Genomic DNA, 20745 nt, shown 5'->3' with positions numbered 1-20745 from the left:
TCATAGAAGGACCTTACTTAGGTTATTTTACAGAAAAAGTTTCATAGGCTCGATTCTGAGGAGTCTTTGATTCCTGTTAGGTTTGATATTTAAGTTTCCACCGGGAATGTCAAGTTTTTTGTGTAAGTTATAAGAAAAAATTTATTGGGGAGGGAAACCTCCCCGTTTTTATACCGGAATTCTTTCGAAAGTTAATTCATTAAAGTATCCTTTAAAAGCTCTTCCAGTTCATCGTTTATTTCACGCGCTTTCTGATAAGCGGAATCAAGCATTCATATACAACATAAAAAGCATAAATCTTCAGTAAATGAATTATTCCTGATCAAGTATGGACTGAATTTGTTTCATTAATTGCTCGTAGTTTGCTTGATCATCGATTCCGCCCATGAAAGGTTCGCTAATGATATTTCCGCCTTTATCTACGAGAACTGTTGTTGGAAATGCTATAATGTTTCCTGCATATTTTCCAACTGTTGAATCGGAAGCGAAAGTCAAGTTTTTGTAGGAAACTCCTTGGGACTTGAGGATGTCTTTCGCTTCTTTGATCCCATCCTGATTATCATCTAATGTGTCTGTATTGATACCAACAACTTCGCCGCCCATTTTTTTAATTTTATCATTTAATTCATTCAGTTTAGAAAGTTCTTCAACGCAAGGCTTGCATCCGCTGAACCAGAAGTTTACAACCGTAACTTTATTTTTGGAGAATAGGCTTTCATCTACATCGTTACCATCCAGATCTTTCCCTTTGAAACCGTGGAACACACCAGCAGAGTCAGCTGAGCTGTAGGAACTACTGCTGGAAGAAGCAGATGTGGCAATTTCTTTTTCTAGTTTTGCAATCTCTTCTTCAATGCCACGAATCGTTTTGATGTCTTTACTCAGAGTAACATATTCTTCTTTGGAGAAAGAATCTTTGTGTGATTCTATTGTATTTGCAAGAAAGTCTGCGTAGTCTTCATTCATGGGATCACCGTCAATGTTCTTACTCATAAGGTCAAATGCCTTGTCCCATACATTTTTGTGATTTGCAAAGATCTGGTTTTCCTGTTGAAAAAGGTCATTCAGCTTTTCATTCGGTTCAGCCGACATGTTTGAATCTGTTTTAGAAGGATTTTCCTGCTTTGTGTGTTCAGTTGTTGCCAAACTAGATGAAGTTCCGCAACCTGTGAATGCAAGAAGAATAAAAATGGCAAGAGATGCCACAATTGCTTTTTTCAATTTCATTTTGTTTACTCTACTTGTTTTGTTTTTCATAATTTTTAATCTCCTTTTGAATATTATTTGATTCATTTTAGTTTATCTATTGTCAGCTGTTTCTTCTTGAAAATCCGTAATGATAGCAGATCGCATTCGTTGGACAGGCCTTCACACATGCTCCACACCGGATACATTCCGGGTGATTTGGTGTGTCTACTACATTTACATCCATTTTGCAGGAATGACTACATTTTTGACAGCTAACACATTTTTCAGAATCTACCCTAATCTTAAGAAATGATATGTTGTTAAACAGCGAGTAGGTAGCGCCAAGTGGGCAGATCCACTTACAGAATGGACGGTAAAACAGAATACTTAAGATGATTACAAATACAAGAATTGTAAACTTGAACATAAATAAGCGCCCAAGTGCCGCACGGATTCCTGGATTAACAAGTGACAGTGGAGCTGCGCCTTCAAGTACGCCTTGTGGACATATGTATTTGCAGAAGAATGGGTCTCCCATACCCAGCGAGTTAGTTACAAATGTCGGAAGTATTATAACAAAGATGACTAAAACTGCGTATTTCAGATACCGCATGGGTTTTAGTTTTGCAGTAGATAGTTTCTTACTTGGAATTTTATGTAACAGATCTTGAAACCATCCAAACGGACAGAGAAAACCGCAGATAAATCGTCCTAATAGAACTCCTAGTAAGATAAAGAATCCGGTGATGTAGTAGGTGAACTTGAATTTTGATGAACCGGCTACAGCTTGGAAAGCTCCAATCGGACAGGCACCTGTGGCAGATGGGCAAGAGTAACAGTTCAGCCCTGGTACACATATTGTTTTTAGCTTTCCCTGATAAAGTTTTCCTTTAAACAGATTCGGAATATGAAGATTGGTCAGCAGTGTTGCAGTTGCCTGAAGACATCCGCGGAAACCAACCAGATAGTTCTTGTTTGATTTTAATTTTTTATCCAATTCCGACACACTCCATACACAATTTTATTGCTTTATTGAGTACAGTTGCAGCTTCTCCACGGAAAATTCCAACAAGAAAAAAAACGAGACCAACTGCAAGTAAAAAAATTTGTATTGCTTTTTCTGATTTCATTAAGACATCACTTGTTACTGTAAGCAGTAACTGCTCCTTTCGATATTATTGTTCAAAGGCGGTTTATTGACCGTTCAATGATTACATTATATAATGTGGGATGTAAATTCCCTGTTAAGGAAATGGAGAAAAGTGAATTGAGATTATTAGTTATTGAAGATGAGAAGAAATTATGTGATATGATTGCGAAAAGTCTGCACATGGCAGGTTATGAGGTGGATATGTGTAATGATGGAGAGCGAGCACTGGATATGATCTATACGGAACTGTATGACCTGATTGTGCTTGATCTTAACCTGCCAGGGTTGGATGGGATGGAGATCCTTCGGGAACTTCGTAAAGAAAATGAAGAGACAAAAGTATTAATTGTGTCTGCAAGGAGTCAGATTGCATATAAGGTTGAGGGATTGGATTCTGGTGCAAATGATTATATGGAAAAGCCATTTCACCTTCAGGAACTGGAAGCTCGCGTGAGAAGCCTGACAAGAAGAAAATTTGTACAGAAAAATATCTGCCTGGAGTGTGGAAAACTTCGATTTGATACGAGAGAAAGGGTTGCATATGCAGAAAATAACCCGGTTGTATTAACGAGAAAAGAAAATGGGATTTTAGAATATCTCCTTTTAAATCAAGGAAGACCGGTCAGTCAGGAAGAACTGATTGAGCATGTCTGGGATTATTCTGTGGACAGTTTTAGCGCTTCAATCCGAGTGCATATGTCTTCTTTGAGAAAAAAACTGAAAGCAGGACTCGGATATGATCCAATCGTGAACAAAATCGGTGAGGGGTATAAGATATGGGGAGATGGCAAAGCATGAAAAAAATATCACTCCAGTGGGAATTAACACTTCTTACAACAGCGTTGATCACCATATTATGCGGATGCCTTACCTTTTTTTTATATAAAAACGGAGTCCATTATTTCGATACGCTTCAGACATCTATCACAGATCAGGGCATAGCGCCGGAAGCGGTGTACATTGATATTCCGGATAATGAGTGGGATGACTTTGTGGCACAGTTTTCTATAGAGGTTTATAACTCCAAATCAGATTATAGAAGTAGAAGCCTTCTGATTACTGCTATTGTAGCGCTGTTTGGCGGTGCAGCGACGTATTTTATCAGTGGACGGGCATTGAAACCACTCAGGGAATTTTCGGAGACAGTGGAAAAAGTTCAGGCACAGAATCTGACAGATTATACAATCGAAGAGAATAAGATTGCAGAGCTGGACAGACTTCGTATATCTTACAATAAAATGCTCATGCGGCTTTCAGTATCATTTGAGACGCAGCGCCAGTTTACGGGAAATGCAGCACATGAGTTACGTACGCCACTGGCTTTAATCCAGGCACAACTGGATCTATACCATACAACAGAACATCCAGAGAGTACAACAGCGACAGAAGAGACAATTCAGATGGTAACGGAGCAGAATGAACGTCTTGGCAAGTTGGTCAGAACGCTTTTGGATATGAGCGAATTACAGACAGTAGCGCGAAATGACAGAATTGAAATCCATAGCCTGATTGAGGAAGTGTTGACAGATTTGGAACCGTTGGCACAGGAAAAGAAGGTTGAACTGATACGGAAGTCACAGGAGGTAAGGGAAAAGGCAGATGAAGTATTATTTTTGACAGGAAGTGATATTCTGATTTACAGGATGCTATATAATCTTGTGGAAAATGCGATTAAATATAATCGGAAAGATGGAACCGTTATGGTATCAGCACTAAGGGAGAAGAACAAAGTTGTCCTGACGGTTTCGGATACAGGAAATGGAATTGATGAAGCATTCAGGGAGCAGATCTTTGAACCGTTCTTCCGGGTAGATAAGTCAAGAAGCCGGGAACTTGGAGGTGTAGGGCTTGGACTTGCGATGGTGCGAGAAGTTGTGCGGGTTCATGACGGGACGATTGAAGTTTATACAAATAAGCATTTGGGGACGACATTTGAAGTGAAAATGAGTATAGGGGCAGAAAAAACAGTATAGCCGTTGCAAACCAACGTGAATCACTATCCTCTTAATTTCTGAAGAAATTTGAAGTGATATCTTCCATGGTAAATCCAGATATGAAGGCGGAACTGAATGTATCGGTAAAGGACGGCAATTTTGAGCTGAACAATAAATACCTTGCGGATATGAATGTAAGGGAAGCTGCAAACATTGTATTTTCTATGAAACAGAGTGACACGGTATCCGAAGATGTGATCCGGAATGAGATCCGCCAGAAGATCTGGGAGCAATATGGCACTGAGTTCCCGCTGCCCATAGAAAAAGTTTCCTATACGGAAGCAGTAAAGGGCAGCGTCGGCGCACTTGCAGGAACAAATGGACAGTGTGCGTTCCAGGTAGTATTTTATCCGGCGGAAGCGGTGAAACGGCATACCGTACCCAGAGCAGTGATCTGGCAATGCCCATTACGGTGCCCCGTACATGAGCGATGAGAATGCACAAAATGTACTTACATTGGAACTTGCTGCAGACCGCTGGGTACAGAAAGACGATCACTGGTACTGGTTTAAGGCTAATGGTATTATGGTACACAGCGAGTGGTTATCTTACATGGGCCATTGGTATTACGTTACATACTCCCACCACTTAGCTCACACTTCAAGTGTTGGCTAAGTGGTGGGAGTATGTAACCCCTATCATTTTGTGCATATTCTGTCTCATAAAAGATATGGAGTTTTCCCACGCATTTTTGTATAGTAGTTACAACGTATTGAAAAGGCAGGATGACAAAGACTATTATATGAAAAGAGGATTAAAATGGAAGAGAAGACATACCTGAAATGGCATAACAAAGTGGGGTACGGAAGCGGTGATATTGCAGGAAACTTAGTTTATGCGTTCCTGTCATCTTTTGTCATGATTTACCTGACAAATACAATTGGCTTAAATTCAGGAATCGTTGGCACATTAATTGCAGTATCCAAATTATTTGATGGTATAACGGATATTTTTTTTGGAACCATGATCGACCGGACAAAGAGCAAAATGGGTAAGGCAAGACCTTGGATGTTTTATGGTTTCTTTGGCTGTGCTATCACGCTCTACGGAGTTTTTGCGATCCCTACTAATATGGGTAAAACCGCGCAGTATGCCTGGTTCTTTATTTGCTATACCCTGTTAAACGCAGTATTCTATACGGCAAATAACATCGCATATGCAGCACTGACTTCTCTGGTAACAAAGAACAGTAAAGAACGAGTGCAGATGGGTTCTTTCCGTTTCATGTTTTCCTTTGGTACAAACCTTGTAATTCAGTCTATTACTGTAGGAGCAGTTGAGCTTCTTGGTAACGGTGCAGCAGCATGGAGAATCATTGCGCTCATTTACTGTGTGATCGGTATCATCACCAATACGCTTGCTGTATTTTCCGTAAAAGAACTTCCGGAAGAAGAATTGAAATCTAATGGTTCTATGGGGATTGAGGATGATAAGCTTTCTTTCAAGCAGACTGTAAAGCTGCTGTTTGAGAACAAGTATTTTTCCATGATTTGTGTGATCTACATTCTGCAGCAGCTTCGTGCAGCAATGGTTAATGTGGGAATTTTCTTTATGACCTATGTTCTTTTAAATAAGAATTTATTTGGTGTGTTCTCCTGGGCTAACAATATCCCTCTGATCATTGCTCTGGCGATCACACCAATGCTGGTAGCAAAGGCAAATGGAATGTACAAGCTGAACAAATACAGCTATGTATTTGCAAGCTTCTCCCGTCTGTTGGTAGCGTTTGCAGGTTATATGGGAAGTATCCCGTTGATGTTGTTATTTATCGCAATGACCTCCTTAGGTGAAGGTCCGTGGCAGGGAGATATGAGTGCTGTTATTGCACAGTGTTCCGAGTATACCTATTTAAAGAGCGGAAAACGTATTGATGGTTCCATGTTCTCATGCACTTCCATGGGTGTAAAACTTGGCGGCGGTATTGGTATTGCTCTTTCCGGATGGCTGCTTGACATCAGTGGATACATCAATATGGACAACGCGGTTCAGCCGGCCAGCTGTATCAAAATGATGTATTTTATGTACCTCTGGCTGCCATTTATCTTTGATATCATCATTACGGTTATCCTTTCTTTCTTGAATGTGGAGGGTGCAAACCGCGAATTAATTGAAAATATGCAGGAATTATAAATCAATAGCCTCTAAAGTTTTCTTTAGGGGCTTATTTTAGAAAAGGAGAAGATAGAACATGAATGCAGATATGAAATGGTTGGATAATCCGGAAGTATTCCGGGTAAATCAGCTGGAAGCGCACAGCGATCATACTTATTATGAAAGCTATGAAGCACTGGAAAAGAAGGAAAATGCACTGATCCAGTCTTTAAATGGACAGTGGGAATTTACTTTCAGCAAGAATGTTAAGAGCAGACCGGAAAACTTCTATGAAGAGGATTTTGATGCGAAAAACTTTGATAAGATTATGGTGCCGGGCCATATTGAACTGGCTGGATATGATAAGATCCGCTACATCAATACCATGTACCCATGGGAGGGAAAAGAATACCGCAGAGGCGCCTACAGTATGGAGAGCACCGGAGACGGAGCCGGAATGTTCAGCGAAGCTGAGTATAATCCGGTAGGTTCCTATATCAAACGCTTTGATCTGGATCCGGAGCTGTGTGCCAAGAGAGTCCGTATCTGCTTTGAAGGCGTGGAAGAGGCAATGTATCTGTGGCTGAACGGTCAGTTCGTAGGATATGCAGAGGACAGCTTTACTCCTTCCGAGTTTGATCTGACACCATTCATCCGGGAAAAGGGCAATGTACTGGCGGTACAGGTGCATAAGATGAGTACGGCAGCATTTCTGGAAGATCAGGATTTCTTCCGCTTTTTTGGAATTTTCAGAAACGTTACCCTGCGTGCGGTTCCTAAGATCCATCTGGAGGATGTGTGGTTCCGCCCGGAATTGTATAAGGATAATGCGAGCGGCAAATTATCCGTAAATCTGAAAGTATCCGCACCAGAGAACCGGAAGATCAATGCCCGGTTTGTGTTAAAGAATCAGGAAGGCAGTGTTGTGCTGGAAAAATCTGCTGCCCTGCAGGAGAAAAACGGAATCTACACTGAAGAAATTCAGACAGATGATGCGCAGGTAAAAGCCTGGGACAACCATCACCCGTATCTGTACCATGCATATGTGGAGCTGACGGATGAAAGCGGAAATCTGGCTGAAGTAGTACCGTATGACATCGGCTTTAGACGGATCGATGTGATCGACAAGGTGATCCATTTAAATGGGAAACGCCTGGTCCTGACCGGTGTGAACCGTCACGAGTGGAGCCCTAAAACAGGCCGCTGCATCAGTATAAACGAAATGAAGTCCGATATTGAATGCATCTTAAGAAATAATATCAATGCCGTGCGCACCTGCCATTATCCGGATCAGATCCCGTGGTATTATATGTGCGACGCAGCAGGAATCTATATGATGGCTGAAAACAACTTAGAAAGCCACGGAACCTTCCAGAAGCTTGGTGCGATCGAACCTTCCTGCAACGTGCCGGGATCAATCCCGCAGTGGAAAGAGGCTGTGGTAGACAGAGCCAGAAGCAACTTTGAAACGTTTAAAAACCATACCGCCATTTTATTCTGGTCCCTGGGAAATGAGTCCTATGCTGGGGATGATATCGAGGCCATGAACACCTATTATAAAGAGAAACAAGACGGCCGCCTGATCCATTATGAAAGCTCCTTCTATAACAGAGCTTATGAAGACACAATTTCCGATGTGGAAAGCCGTATGTATGCAAAGCCGTATGAGATCGAAGAATATTTGGACAATGATCCGAAGAAGCCTTACCTCTTATGTGAGTTCATGCATGACATGGGAAACTCCATGGGTGGACTTGGCACCTACATGCACCTGATTGATAAATATGACATGTACCATGGTGGATTTATCTGGGACTTTATTGATCAAGCACTTTATGTAAAGGATGAAGTTACGGGGAAAGAAGTGCTCCGCTATGGTGGAGACTTTGATGACAGACCTTCCGATTATGAATTTTCAGGAGATGGAATTGTATTTGCAAACCGTGTGGAGAAGCCGGCTATGCAGGAAGTGAGGTATTATTATGGTTTATACAGATAATGGGAAATTGAGAGTGGTTTATGGTGACTATGTGCTCGGTGTACACGGAAAAGGGTTCGACTATACGTTCTCTTATGCTCAGGGCGGTCTGGAGTCTATTGTAAAAAACGGCTATGAATGGCTGTACCGTTGCCCTAAGCCGACCTTCTGGAGAGCACTGACAGATAACGACCGGGGAAGCAAATTCCATATTAAAAGCGGCAGCTGGATGGCAGCAGATACGTTTATCGACTGTCAGAATGTCGAAGTCATCATGGACGGTGAAATGCAGAAGCAGTATGCTCCGGACAATAATATCTATGAGGGCGACGTATCTGCAGATGAGATCATTGTAAAATTCACCTATAAGACCATCAGCAATCCTTCCGCGACAGTTCTGGTAAGCTATACTGTGACCGGAAACGGAAAAATCAGGGTGGATGTAGAATACCACGGAGTAAAGGGTCTCCCGGAGCTTCCTGTGTTTGGCATGAGATTCATTATGCCGACACTTGCAGACAGCTACATGTATGAGGGCTTATCCGGAGAAACCTATCCGGACCGGAAAGCAGGCGCTGTAAAAGGGGTATATCAGGTGAGTGATTTAAGCCTTACCCCATACCTTGTTCCGCAGGATTGTGGAATGCATATGGATACGGACTGGCTGGAGGTTACGAGATATACGAGTCTTGATAACAGCAGAAGGGATTATTCTTTGCAGATCTTAAAAATTGAAAAAACAGACGAGCCGTTTGCTTTTTCCTGCCTTCCATATACAGCAGAAGAGATTGAAAACGCAACACACTATGAAGAACTGCCGCCGGCAAGAAGGACTGTTCTGTGCGTTTGTGGCGCAGTAAGAGGTGTTGGTGGAATTGACAGCTGGGGAAGTGACGTGGAAGAGCCATACCGCATCAATGCAGAAAATGTTATTTCCTATTCCTTTGCCATCTGCTAAGCCTCCGTGCAACCGGAAAAATAACCATCGTGTGAAACGAAATGGAAATATCTGTGTATTGTATGGGGAATGAAAAATGAATCTGGAAGAACGTATAAAAGCAGGCATGCTGTTTTATGAATCCGGGCATGTAGATCCGGTCAATCAGGAGATAGAAGAACGCCTGAAAAATGAGCGGAAAGACTGCAAAGAATTGATGTTTGATTATAATCACTGCAGACCGGGAGATCAGGATCGGCAGCTAAAAATTTTAAAGGAACTGCTTGGTTCTTGTGGGAATCATGTGTATATCGAAGATGGGCTCCATATGTCTTACGGGAAGCATGTATATTTAGGTGATTATTTCTATGCAAATTTTAATCTGACAATCTGGATTTAGGAAAGCTGTTCATCCAGAAGCTAAATTTTACCAGGGCGATATCCGGGACAGAGCTTTTATGGATTCTGTATTTGAAAAAGAAGATATCGACGGTGTCATTCACTTTGCAGCAAGTTCCCAGGTTGGGGAAAGCATGAAGGACCCGCTTAAGTATTACAGTAATAATTTATGCGGTACCGAGGTGCTTTTGGAGAGCATGGTGGTTCATGGAATTGACAAGATCGTCTTTTCGTCCACAGCGGCAACGTATGGAGAGCCTGAGAGCATTCCGATCCTGGAAACCGATCCGACTGTTCCGACCAACTGCTATGGCGAAACGAAGCTGTCCATGGAAAAAATGTTCCACTGGACCTCCATCGCACACAATTTAAGATATGTTTCCCTGCGCTACTTTAATGCCTGTGGCGCGCATCCGAATGGAAAAATTGGTGAGGCTCATAATCCTGAAACACATCTGATCCCGCTGATTCTTCAGGTACCGAACCACCAGAGAGAGTATATTTCCATTTTCGGTACGGATTATGATACAAAAGATGGCACCTGCGTAAGGGATTATATCCATGTCAATGACCTCGCTCAGGCACATATTCTGGCTATGAACTATCTGCGAAACGGCGGAAAGAGCGATATCTTTAACCTTGGAAACGGAGTCGGCTTTACTGTGAAAGAGGTTGTGGAAACTGCCAGAGAAGTAACCGGACATCCGATCCCTGCAAAGGAAGAAGCACGAAGAGCAGGAGATCCATCAACTCTGATTGCTTCCAGTGGAAGAGCAAAAGGTATCCTGGGATGGAAACCGCAGTATGCAGATCTGAGAGTAATCATTGAAACAGCCTGGAAATGGCATCAGGCCCATCCACATGGGTACAAAGCTGATTAAAGGGGGAAGATTGCTATGATCAATACACAGATCAATGAACTTGTGGCTTATGGCTTAAAATGTGGTCTGGTATCGGAGGATGATCAGATTTTTGTGACAAATCAGTTATTAGACCTCTTTCGTCTTTCGGAGTTTCATGAAGAAGAAATCCTGAAAAGCCGGCCATTAGCTGAAATTCTGGAAGATATGGTCTCTTATGCTCATCAGAAGGGAATTCTGGAAGAAGATACCATCGCTTGGAAAGATCTATTTGATACCAGGATCATGGGGCTGTTAACTCCGCTGCCGTCTGTTGTCAGATCCAGGTTTCAAAGCCTTTACCAGGAAGACAGAAAAAAGGCCACAGATTATTTCTATAAATTGAGCCAGGATACAAATTATATCCGTACAGACCGCATCGCAAAAGATGAAAAATGGGTAACGGATACCGAGTATGGTCCGATAGATATTACCATTAACCTGTCTAAGCCGGAAAAAGATCCGAGAGACATTGCCCGGGCCGGCGCAGTAAAAAGTACCGGATATCCAAGCTGCCTCTTATGCAAAGAGAACGAAGGGTTTGCAGGAAATCTTTCTCATCCGGCAAGGCAGAACCACCGGGTGATCCCGATCAAACTGGGCGCAGAACAGTATTTCCTACAGTATTCTCCGTATGTTTACTACAATGAACACTGCATCATTTTCAATGAAGCGCACCGGCCAATGAAGATTGACCAGGCTGTATTTAGAAAACTATTGGAATTTGTAAAGTTGTTTCCGCACTATACGGCCGGCTCCAACGCGGACCTTCCGATTGTCGGCGGTTCCATTTTAAGCCATGATCATTTTCAGGGTGGCGGCTATGTCTTTGCAATGGCCAAGGCACCTTATGAGAGTGAATTTGTCATTCCGGGCTATGAGGATCTGACAGCCGGTATCGTGAGATGGCCCATGTCTGTTATCCGATTAAGAGGAACCGATACAGAAAGGATTACTCTGGCAGCAGATCATATCCTTACTGCATGGCGCAGATATACCGATAAGGAAGCTTTCATTTTTAGTGAAACAGACGGAACACCGCACAATACGATTACTCCGATCGCAAGAATGCATGGAAATCTGTATGAACTGGATCTGGTACTTCGAAACAATGTTACAACGGATGAGTGCCCGTGGGGTGTATATCATCCGTCTGCAGACCTTCACCATATAAAGAAGGAAAACATCGGCCTGATCGAAGTAATGGGACTGGCTGTTTTGCCGGCGCGGCTGAAAAAGGAAATGGCGCTTTTGGAACAATATATCCTTGAAAAGCAGGATGTCCGCAGCAATCCGCAGATCGAAAAGCATGCAGACTGGGTGGATTCCTGGCTTGGATCCTATGAAATAACAGAGGATAACATCCATGCCATTCTGCAGAAAGAAATTGGAAAAGTGTTTGTCCAGGTTTTGGAATGCGCCGGTGTATATAAGAATACAAAAAAGGGAAGAATTGATTTCGGACGGTTTATCGAAACTTTGTAAAAGCCGATACGAACTGACCGGTCAGCAGGTGGTTTAAATTTTATATTTTTTACAAAACCTTCCACTTTTCAAAAAATTCAAAATTACTGTTGACAAACAATATGTTTTACGATATAATCATCTACGTTGCTTGAGAAAATAGCAACGCAGAGATGCAGAAGTGGCGGAATTGGCAGACGCGCACGGTTCAGGTCCGTGTGGTAGTAATACCTTGAGGGTTCGACTCCCTTCTTCTGCAGGAGATGAGCAGGAGGTCAGGAAACTGGCTTCCTGTTTTTGCTTTCCGGATATTTTGGAGAAGATAAACGGAAAACTATTATTTGGAATAATAAAGAAAGGTGGGGGGACAGCAGATGCTGGAACTAAAACATCTCTCCTTTGAAGTAAATGATGACAAGGGAGAAAAAGGAATCATCAAAGATATCAGCCTGAAGGTGAATGATGGCAAATTTGTGGTCATTACAGGACCAAACGGAGGTGGAAAATCCACCACAGCAAAGCTGATCATGGGGATCGAACGCCCGACCGGCGGTCAGATTTTCTTTGACGGAGAAGATATTACAGAGAAGAACATTACGGAAAGAGCAAGGATGGGCATCAGTTTTGCTTTCCAGCAGCCAGTCCGTTTTAAAGGTGTTCAGGTATTGGATCTTCTGCGTCTGGCATCAGGAAAGAAGCTGTCAGCAGCGCAGGCCTGTCAGTATTTGTCCGAGGTAGGACTTTGTGCAAAAGATTATATCAACCGTGAGATTAACGCAAGTCTTTCCGGTGGTGAATTAAAGAGAATTGAGATCGCTACTGTTATTGCAAGAAATGCAAAGCTTTCTGTTTTTGACGAACCGGAAGCGGGGATCGATCTTTGGAGCTTCCAGAACCTGATCCAGGTATTTGAGCGTATGAGAAAGAATAATAATGGCTCCATTCTCATTATTTCCCATCAGGAGCGTATTTTAAATATTGCAGATGAGATCGTTGTGATCGCAGATGGCAAGATCGTAAAACAGGGAACCAGAGAAGAGATCATGCCTGAAATTATGGGAACCGCAGCAGCAGTAGGCGTTTGTTCCGGTTTTACGGGAAATGACGGAAAGGAGGATCAGGAATGATGGATCAGATCCAGGAGAGACTTCTTGCAGAAGTAGCTGACCTTCACGGAGTGCCGGAAGGTGCTTACAATATCCGTGCTAACGGGAAAATGGCTGGAAGAAGTACCACAGCCAACATTGATATTACAACTAAAACAGATAAACCGGGAATTGATATTAAGATCAAGCCGGGAACAAAGCATGAAAGTGTCCATATTCCGGTAGTGGTAAGTGCCAGCGGATTAAAAGAAATGGTTTACAATGATTTCTACATTGGCGAAGACTCTGATGTAGTGATCGTAGCAGGCTGTGGTATCCACAACTGTGGCGATCAGGACTCTGAGCATGACGGCATCCACAGATTTTTCATTGGAAAGAATGCGAAAGTTAAATACGTAGAAAAGCATTACGGTGAAGGTGACGGTACAGGAAAACGTGTTCTGAATCCGGGAACAGAAGTATATATGGAAGAAAACAGCCAGATGGAAATGGAGATGGTCCAGATCAAGGGTGTTGACTCTACCATCCGGACCAATACAGCGAAACTGGCAGCAGGTGCCAGACTGGTAGTAAGAGAGCGTCTTCTCACTCATGGGGCCCAGGTGGCTGAAAGTATCTATGAGGTAGAGTTAAATGGTGAAGGCTCCAGTGCTGATGTAGTATCCCGTTCCGTTGCTAAGGGAACCTCCAAACAGACTTTCCGTGCCAGCATTGCAGGAAATGCAAAGTGCAGCGGTCATACAGAATGTGACGCCATTATCATGGACGATGCAAAGATCCTGGCAGTTCCGGGACTGGAAGCAAACGACGTAGATGCAGCTTTGATCCATGAGGCAGCTATCGGAAAGATTGCCGGTGAGCAGCTGATCAAACTGATGACATTGGGACTGACTGAGGAAGAGGCAGAGAATCAGATCATTAATGGATTTTTGAAGTAAGACAGATCTGAAAATGTCATATTAACTATGTTTTGATGCATAAGTATTAGGGAAAGGGCGTAAGAAAGCAGGAAAATATAACAGATATGGCAATTGCAGCCAATACAGACCAGAAGAGGGAAAACCTTTTAAATCTGTCTTTAAGTGTATCAGAAGAAGAGAGGATGCGTTCTGAAAGTCTGGAAACCGGCTTTGACCGTGAAGAACGGACCTGGGAGCTGATTGTTAAGTATTTTGGTGATCTTAGTGGATTGCGGGAACGGGGCATCCAGGTACGGGAATTGTTAAGTGGTTATGGTATACTGAAGGTGCCGGAATATCTGGTGGACTTTGTTACAAACTTACCGGAAATTGAATATATAGAAAAACCTAAGAGGCTGTTCTTTGCTGTAAATCAGGCAAGAGCGGCCTCTTGTTTATTGGACGTGCAGCAAGGGATTGGTGGAGAAAATGCAAATTCAGACCCTTTAGAAAATATATTTGGTATGGACGGGGGCACTGTGACGGAAAGAGTATCAGCAGAGACTAAGCTGCCAACGGATCTGACTGGAAAAGGCGTTCTCATTGCTATTATCGATTCCGGTATTGATTACCTTCATCCGGATTTTCAAAATCCAGACGGCACCAGCCGCATCCTGTATCTATGGGATCAGGGCCGGGATATTGTATACACGAAAGAGGAGATAAATGAGGCTCTGTCAGCATACCGGGAAGGTTCTGGGGGGCGAAACAGGGCTGCGGCACTGCAGATTGTTCCTTCTGCGGATACAAGTGGCCATGGAACGGCAGTAGCTGCTATTGCAGCAGGAAATGGCAGAGGAAGCAGCGGGCTATACCGTGGTGTAGCCTGTGAAAGTGAGCTGATGGTGGTAAAACTGGGTATCCCTCTTGCAGATAATTTTCCCAGAACTACCCAGTTAATGGAAGCAGTAGATTTCGTTCTTCGCACAGCCAGACAGCTGGGACGGCCGGTGGCAGTAAATTTAAGCTTTGGAAATACATACGGTTCTCACGACGGAACCAGTCTTTTAGAAACCTTTTTAGATGATATGACAGGATATGGCAGAAATGTGATCGTAGCGGGGACCGGAAATGAGGGAGCCGGAGCAGGTCATACAGGCGGTCTGCTGGAAATGGGAAGAGAGCAGGTCATAGAGCTGTCTGTATCAGCCTTTGAAAATAGTTTTGGGGTGCAGTTGTGGAAATCCTATGCAGATATATTTTCTATTTCCCTAAGATCGCCTTCAGGTGCTATTATGGGAACTTTACAGGAAAATCTGGAGAAACAGCGTTTTAGAAGTGAAAATACAGAGATCCTGAGTTATTATGGAAAACCTTCTCCTTACAGCATGGCGCAGGAGGTATATTTTGATTTTATACCAGCAGGAGATTATATAGACAGCGGCATCTGGCAGTTTATCCTGACACCGGAAAGGATCATTACCGGTCAGTTTGATTTATGGCTTCCTTCCAAAGCTGCATTAAATAATGATACCCGCTTTTTAAAAAGTACCCCGGAAACTACACTGACTATTCCCTCTACAGCCAGAAAAATTATTTCTGCAGGCGCCTATGACTTTCGCACAAGAGCTTATGCTGACTTCTCAGGCCGTGGTTTTACCCGGCAGACCAATCAGGTAAAACCAGATCTGGTGGCTCCGGGGGTGAATATTATCACAGCCGGAAACAGGGGCGGCTACGAAGCTGTTACAGGAACATCTTTCGCAGCGCCCTTTGTTACCGGAGCGGCAGCCCTTTTGATGCAATGGGGGATCATCAACGGAAACGATCCGTTTCTATACGGTGAAAAAGTAAAAGCCTGCCTCATCCGCGGTGCCAGACATTTACCGGGATATGATATCTGGCCAAATGCGCGGGTGGGGTATGGCAGTTTATGTGTATCGGAAAGCCTTCCTTTGCGGAGTGGGGGAGAGGGCTAACGATTATCGATCTTTTCCGGATACATATCGTGGTGTGTCAGCCGGTCAAAAGCTACTTTTTCCCATAATGTATCTTTTTTTCCATAGTTACAGTAGGGATCAATGGATATACCGCCGCGAGGGGTGAATTTTCCCCAGACTTCAATATATTTTGGGTCCATCAGGCGGATCAGGTCTTTCATAATAATATTGACACAATCTTCATGAAAGTCACCATGATTGCGGAAACTGAACAGATACAATTTCAAGGATTTACTCTCCACCATGCGTTCACCGGGAACGTATGAAATATAGATCGTGGCAAAATCAGGCTGTCCGGTTTTTGGACAAAGGCTGGTAAATTCAGGACAGTTAAACTTTACAAAATAATCATTTTCTGGGTGTTTATTGGGAAAAGTTTCCAGGACTTCCGGAGCATAGTCTGCCCTGTATACATTGGTTTGGTTTCCCAAAAGGCTGACGCCTTCCAGTTCTTTTTCGTTTCTTCCAGTCATTTTCATATCCCCCTATGCGTTGCTTATAGAATGTTTTGGGTAAAATACCTGTTCAAGTGCCTTGGACAGTGCTACGCCGCATACAGCAGGTACTGTTTGCCCGATACACAGGCTAAGTGCCAGTGCCCCATAAGGCATGTGGACCATAGGTGACAGCCATAGTGCGACACCAAGGCCCGGTACAAGCGTGATCGGGAAAAAGATCATAAAACGCGGCAGGTGGAATTTTTTGATCAGCATGACAATACCAGATGTTACAATGCCGACGATAAAACCTCCGACCATGTCAATGATGCCGAAACCTCCAAGCATATTTGCGATGAAATTAGCGAGACCAAGCGGGATAACCAGGAACGGAAAAAGATAAGAAAGGGCATATAAAGAAGTTACAATACGGATCTGATAAGCCCCGAAAGAAAAACTTTGTGTCATAAATAAAATAACAACATAAAGCGCGATCACAATGCCGGAAGTTGTAAGTTTCCGGACGTTAGTAAAAGTTTGATTTTCCATGTTTGTTCACCTCCAAAATATAATCACAACAACAATTGATCATAGTTAATATTTGTTGTCCCTAGTTTTATTTTGTGACAGGATGGTCTCGAACTGTCAATCGTATCTGGAAGTTACAGACCTGAGTAGTATAGAACAAAATGGAGATGAAAGCAAGGAGTTTTTTAATTATCTTCCGGATGAGTATGTGATGAGTATGTGATAAGCATGTGCCATATTTGATGACTGTGGAAGAGCTGGCTTTTGCAGATGAAGCGTGAAGCAGGGGAAATGTATTTTAATAAAAACATGGAAAATAATGGTTTCTTAACATTTTCTTTATGATATAATGGCCGGGGAAGAAAAACAAGCGGCTGCGCAGCAGACATTTGTTTTTCTTGGGTCATTAACGAACGAGCCGCCTGCGTCAGCAGGCAGTGGAGCGCGAAAGCGCGGGGATCGTGAGTATGAAATAATAAAAAAGCAGAAACAAAGGAAAATGAAAGGACGAAGGTAAAATGAGCAACTTAAAACCCATGTTATTAACAGCCTTAAAGTCCTATGACAAATCCCAGTTTGTAAAAGACGTGACAGCAGGTATTATCGTAGCGATCATCGCGCTTCCTCTGTCTATCGCTCTGGCACTGGCATCTGGCGTAGGTCCTGAGGCAGGTATTTTTACGGCTATCGTAGCTGGTTTCGTTATCTCCGCATTAGGCGGCAGCAGCGTACAGATCGCCGGACCGACAGCAGCATTTGCTACCATTGTAGCAGGTATCGTAGCAAGAGACGGAATGGACGGTCTTGTGATCGCAACGGTTCTTGCAGGTGTATTCCTGATCTTGATGGGCATCTGCCGTTTCGGAAGCCTGATCAAATTTATTCCGTACACCATTACAACCGGTTTTACATCCGGTATCGCTGTTACCATTGTCATCGGACAGTTAAAGGACTTTTTTGGTGTGACCTATCCGGAAGGTGTCCGTCCGATCGAGACCATGGAAAAGCTGGCAGCATTTCTGGAAAATATTGGAACTGTTAATCCTGCGGCACTGATCGTAGGAGCTGTAAGTCTGGCGATCCTGATTATTTCTCCTTATATCTTTAAGAAGATCCCAGGTTCCCTGATCGCGGTTATCGTTGGTATTCTTATGGTAAAATTCCTGCCTTTAAAGGTTTCTACCATTGGAAATCTGTACACTATCAGCAATGCACTGCCATCTTTCCACCTGCCGACAGTGAACTTTGAGATCGTGCAGGCGGCTATTCCAAATGCGTTTACCATTGCTATCCTGGCAGCTATTGAGTCCCTGCTTTCCTGTGTGGTTGCAGACGGCATGATCAATGGAAAACACCGTTCTGATATGGAATTAGTAGCGCAGGGCGCAGGAAACATTGCTTCTGCATTATTTGGCGGTATTCCGGCTACAGGCGCCATTGCACGTACAGCAGCAAACATTAAAAACGGCGGCCGTACACCAGTTGCTGGTATGGTCCACTCTATTACCCTGGTGATCGTACTGGTTGTGCTGATGCCATATGCAGGTATGATCCCAATGCCTACCATTGCAGCGATCCTGTTTATCGTAGCTTATAATATGTGCCAGTGGCGTACCTTCTTACAGTTAGTAAAAACAGCTCCAAAGAGCGATATCCTGGTTCTGGTAGTAACTTTTGTACTGACTGTATTATTTGACCTGGTCGTGGCTATTGAAATAGGTATGATCCTTGCATGTCTGCTGTTCATCAAAAGAATGAGCGAAGAGACAAAGGCAGAAAGCTGGGTATATACAGATGATGATACTGTAGCTGTTAATGAAAACCTGCGCAAGCTTCCGGCTGAGATCCGTGTTTACGAAGTAAGCGGCCCTCTGTTCTTTGGCGCTTCTGATGCCATTGAGCACATTGTAGTGGAAGAGAGCGCAAAGTGCCTGGTACTGCGTATGAGAGCCGTTCCTGCACTGGACAGCACAGCAATGAATGCCCTGACTGCACTTACAAAGACCTGCGAAAGCAAGGGCGTGACCATTGTATTCTCCCATGTAAATGAGCAGCCTATGAAGGTAATGAAAAAGGCTGGATTTGTTGCTCTTGCAGGTGAAGAGAATTTCTGCCCGAATATCACTGCTGCACTGGAAAGAGCAGAAGAGATCATTAAATAAAGCAGTACATAACAGAAAAATACATAAAAAAAGAAAAAGCCGGAAGGCTGTTGTGATCAGATGTCACAGCAGCTTTCTGGCTTTTATAATAAGTGGAATGACCATTAAGATCCATACGATAGGTTCGGCCATAATAATGCCCCAGTACTGGAAGATGCGGGCAAGGAGGAAAGCACAGATCACTTTTCCTATGAGTTCGATCATACTGGAAAATACAGGAGTAATGTGGTCGCCCATTCCCTGAAGCCCGTTTCTTAAAATGGAAATGGCAGCAGGAGCAAAATAAAAGAGAGTGTCCGTTTTTAAATACCAGGTTGCATTAGACAGGACAGCCGGATTTTTAGATCCTGTTACCAGCCATATAAGCCATGGGGCAACTGTGTAGCTTAAAAGGATCATTCCAAGGGACCAGATCCAGGTAAGGATCAGAGCCTGGCAGATACCTGTGCGGATCCGGTCTTTACGTCCTGCTCCCATATTCTGCCCGCAGTAGGTTGCCATGGTAACGCCCATAACAGAGAATGGAAGCATGAAAAATTCCGTGATCTTGCGGGCGGCTGTGTGTGCAACGATAATATCCTGACCAAAGGTATTGATGGCACATTGAAGGGATAAGGTTCCGAAAAACACCAGAGACATCATGGCTGCCATGGAAAGGCCGGAGGTATATAAAGCTTTTATTTCCCGCAGTTTAAGTTTAAAATCATCTGGTTTAAATCGGAAAACAGGATATCTCTTAAACATGTAGACCAGACTTATGATGGCGGAAAGTGACTGGGACAATACGGTGGCCCAGGCAGCGCCTGCAACACCAAAACCAAACTTTAAAATGAAAAGCAGGTCCAGGGCTACATTTAGTGCTGCTGCAAACAGAAGGAATAAAAGGGGCGCAGTGGTATCGCCCACAGCCCGCAGGATAGATGCGCAGCCATTATAAAGCATAGTGGCTAAAAGTCCTAAAAGAACAGCACGTATGTAGGCGGTGGACTGGCCCATTAATGCTTCAGGTACATTAAGCAGTCGTAAAATAAAGGGAAGACTGCTTACGCAGATGAAGGTAAGAAGCACAGATGTGATGCATCCTAACAGCAGACATCCGGCGCCATATCGGGTTACGCCTTTTTTATCCCCGGCACCAAACTGGCGGGCAATGAGGAGGGCAAAACCATTGGTAAGTCCGGACAGAAATCCGATAAATAAAGTGCTGATAGAAGTAGTAGCTCCTACAGCCGCCAGAGCAGCTTCGCCTAAGGTACTGCCTACCACGCGGGTGTCAGCCAGACTGTAACACAACTGGAAAATATTTCCAAGAGCCACAGGAATGGCAAAGGAGATCATTACTTTTGAGGGAGAACCCTTTGTTAAGTCTTTCATAAAAATACGCTTTCTTCATTTTTTTAATTTTAACAGTTCTGATGGTACCATAAAAATGCAGGGTAATCAATGGAAGAAAATATTACTGTACATGGAGAGGTTACTTTTTGGATTAAAATCGTTATAAGATGATGTAGTG

Annotated in this window: 18 protein-coding genes, 1 tRNA gene and 2 pseudogenes; 15 read left to right on the top strand and 6 right to left on the bottom strand. The window is 43.4% G+C overall.

What is annotated here, in order from left to right; translation table 11 throughout:
- Positions 1-312: 312 nt before the first annotated feature.
- The 3 genes from DW251_RS16700 to DW251_RS18420 are packed head-to-tail and all read right to left on the bottom strand — an operon-like array spanning position 313 to position 2318.
- Entirely contained in the window at positions 313-1257 is a 945-nt protein-coding gene (locus tag DW251_RS16700; RefSeq protein WP_118301804.1) for a TlpA disulfide reductase family protein, read from the bottom strand.
- Positions 1258-1309: 52 nt separating this feature from the next.
- Entirely contained in the window at positions 1310-2185 is an 876-nt protein-coding gene (locus DW251_RS16695) for a 4Fe-4S binding protein (protein WP_118301803.1), read from the bottom strand.
- On the bottom strand, positions 2178-2318 hold the full coding sequence (locus tag DW251_RS18420; protein WP_118301802.1) for a CD1871A family CXXC motif-containing protein: 141 nt from the start codon (positions 2316-2318) through the stop codon (positions 2178-2180). Before DW251_RS18420 ends, DW251_RS16695 begins: the two co-directional genes overlap by 8 nt.
- A 137-nt stretch (positions 2319-2455) precedes the next feature.
- On the opposite strand from DW251_RS18420, the gene DW251_RS16685 reads away from it, so the two are divergent.
- The 14 genes and pseudogenes from DW251_RS16685 (at position 2456) to DW251_RS16620 (ending at position 16084) form a co-directional block, all read left to right on the top strand.
- Positions 2456-3136, top strand: coding sequence for a response regulator transcription factor (locus DW251_RS16685; protein ID WP_347474690.1), 681 nt, complete (start codon positions 2456-2458; stop codon positions 3134-3136).
- Positions 3133-4311, top strand: coding sequence for a HAMP domain-containing sensor histidine kinase (locus DW251_RS16680; protein ID WP_118301800.1), 1179 nt, complete (start codon positions 3133-3135; stop codon positions 4309-4311). The genes DW251_RS16685 and DW251_RS16680 overlap by 4 nt, the downstream gene beginning before the upstream one ends.
- A 65-nt stretch (positions 4312-4376) precedes the next feature.
- Positions 4377-4766 (top strand): hypothetical protein, encoded by a 390-nt coding sequence (locus tag DW251_RS16675; protein WP_118301799.1) that lies wholly within the window; start codon positions 4377-4379, stop codon positions 4764-4766.
- Positions 4756-4947: a hypothetical protein gene (locus tag DW251_RS16670; RefSeq protein WP_118301798.1), complete on the top strand. Its 192-nt coding sequence runs from the start codon at positions 4756-4758 to the stop codon at positions 4945-4947. The genes DW251_RS16675 and DW251_RS16670 overlap by 11 nt, the downstream gene beginning before the upstream one ends.
- Positions 4948-5091: 144 nt before the next feature.
- On the top strand, positions 5092-6462 hold the full coding sequence (locus DW251_RS16665) for a glycoside-pentoside-hexuronide (GPH):cation symporter (RefSeq protein WP_118301797.1): 1371 nt from the start codon (positions 5092-5094) through the stop codon (positions 6460-6462).
- Positions 6463-6520: 58 nt separating this feature from the next.
- Entirely contained in the window at positions 6521-8422 is a 1902-nt protein-coding gene (locus DW251_RS16660) for a glycoside hydrolase family 2 TIM barrel-domain containing protein (RefSeq protein WP_118301796.1), read from the top strand.
- Positions 8406-9359 carry a beta-galactosidase small subunit gene (locus DW251_RS16655; protein WP_118301795.1) on the top strand — a complete coding sequence of 318 codons (954 nt, stop codon included), beginning with the start codon at positions 8406-8408 and terminating at the stop codon, positions 9357-9359. The genes DW251_RS16660 and DW251_RS16655 overlap by 17 nt, the downstream gene beginning before the upstream one ends.
- 76 nt (positions 9360-9435) lie before the next feature.
- Positions 9436-9624, top strand: a pseudogene (locus tag DW251_RS18525) (maltose acetyltransferase domain-containing protein); the annotation flags it as partial.
- 70 nt (positions 9625-9694) lie between these two features.
- A pseudogene (gene galE / locus DW251_RS16645) lies at positions 9695-10618 on the top strand (UDP-glucose 4-epimerase GalE).
- Between the two features lie 15 nt (positions 10619-10633).
- Positions 10634-12121: a UDP-glucose--hexose-1-phosphate uridylyltransferase gene (locus tag DW251_RS16640; protein WP_118301794.1), complete on the top strand. Its 1488-nt coding sequence runs from the start codon at positions 10634-10636 to the stop codon at positions 12119-12121.
- A gap of 154 nt (positions 12122-12275) precedes the next feature.
- Positions 12276-12359, top strand: a tRNA-Leu gene (locus tag DW251_RS16635).
- Positions 12360-12474: 115 nt separating this feature from the next.
- Positions 12475-13227, top strand: a complete 753-nt coding sequence (locus DW251_RS16630) for an ATP-binding cassette domain-containing protein (RefSeq protein ID WP_021869893.1) — start codon at positions 12475-12477, stop codon at positions 13225-13227.
- Positions 13227-14144 carry a SufD family Fe-S cluster assembly protein gene (locus DW251_RS16625; protein ID WP_341460276.1) on the top strand — a complete coding sequence of 306 codons (918 nt, stop codon included), beginning with the start codon at positions 13227-13229 and terminating at the stop codon, positions 14142-14144. Before DW251_RS16630 ends, DW251_RS16625 begins: the two co-directional genes overlap by 1 nt.
- Before the next feature lie 86 nt (positions 14145-14230).
- Complete coding sequence (locus tag DW251_RS16620) at positions 14231-16084, top strand: S8 family peptidase (RefSeq protein ID WP_021869895.1); 1854 nt, start codon at positions 14231-14233, stop codon at positions 16082-16084.
- Here the strand turns inward: DW251_RS16620 and queF are convergent.
- Both queF and DW251_RS16610 read right to left on the bottom strand, forming a co-directional pair.
- Positions 16081-16584 (bottom strand): preQ(1) synthase, encoded by a 504-nt coding sequence (gene queF, locus DW251_RS16615; protein WP_341460275.1) that lies wholly within the window; start codon positions 16582-16584, stop codon positions 16081-16083. The two genes, DW251_RS16620 and queF, sit on opposite strands and share 4 nt — an antisense overlap.
- Positions 16585-16590: 6 nt before the next feature.
- The gene (locus DW251_RS16610) at positions 16591-17091 is read right to left on the bottom strand and encodes a QueT transporter family protein (RefSeq protein WP_021869897.1); all 501 of its coding nucleotides are present in this window, start codon (positions 17089-17091) and stop codon (positions 16591-16593) included.
- A gap of 497 nt (positions 17092-17588) precedes the next feature.
- Between DW251_RS16610 and DW251_RS16605 the strand changes: the two genes are divergently transcribed.
- Entirely contained in the window at positions 17589-19232 is a 1644-nt protein-coding gene (locus DW251_RS16605; protein ID WP_118301793.1) for a SulP family inorganic anion transporter, read from the top strand.
- 63 nt (positions 19233-19295) lie between these two features.
- Here the strand turns inward: DW251_RS16605 and DW251_RS16600 are convergent, their stop codons facing one another.
- Positions 19296-20606: an MATE family efflux transporter gene (locus DW251_RS16600; RefSeq protein WP_021869899.1), complete on the bottom strand. Its 1311-nt coding sequence runs from the start codon at positions 20604-20606 to the stop codon at positions 19296-19298.
- Positions 20607-20745 lie beyond the last annotated feature (139 nt).

The sequence above is a fragment of the Clostridium sp. AM22-11AC genome (genome assembly GCF_003473545.1).
Classification (GTDB): Bacteria; Bacillota; Clostridia; order Lachnospirales; family Lachnospiraceae; genus Enterocloster.
This window is presented reverse-complemented; position numbering and strand designations above follow the sequence as displayed.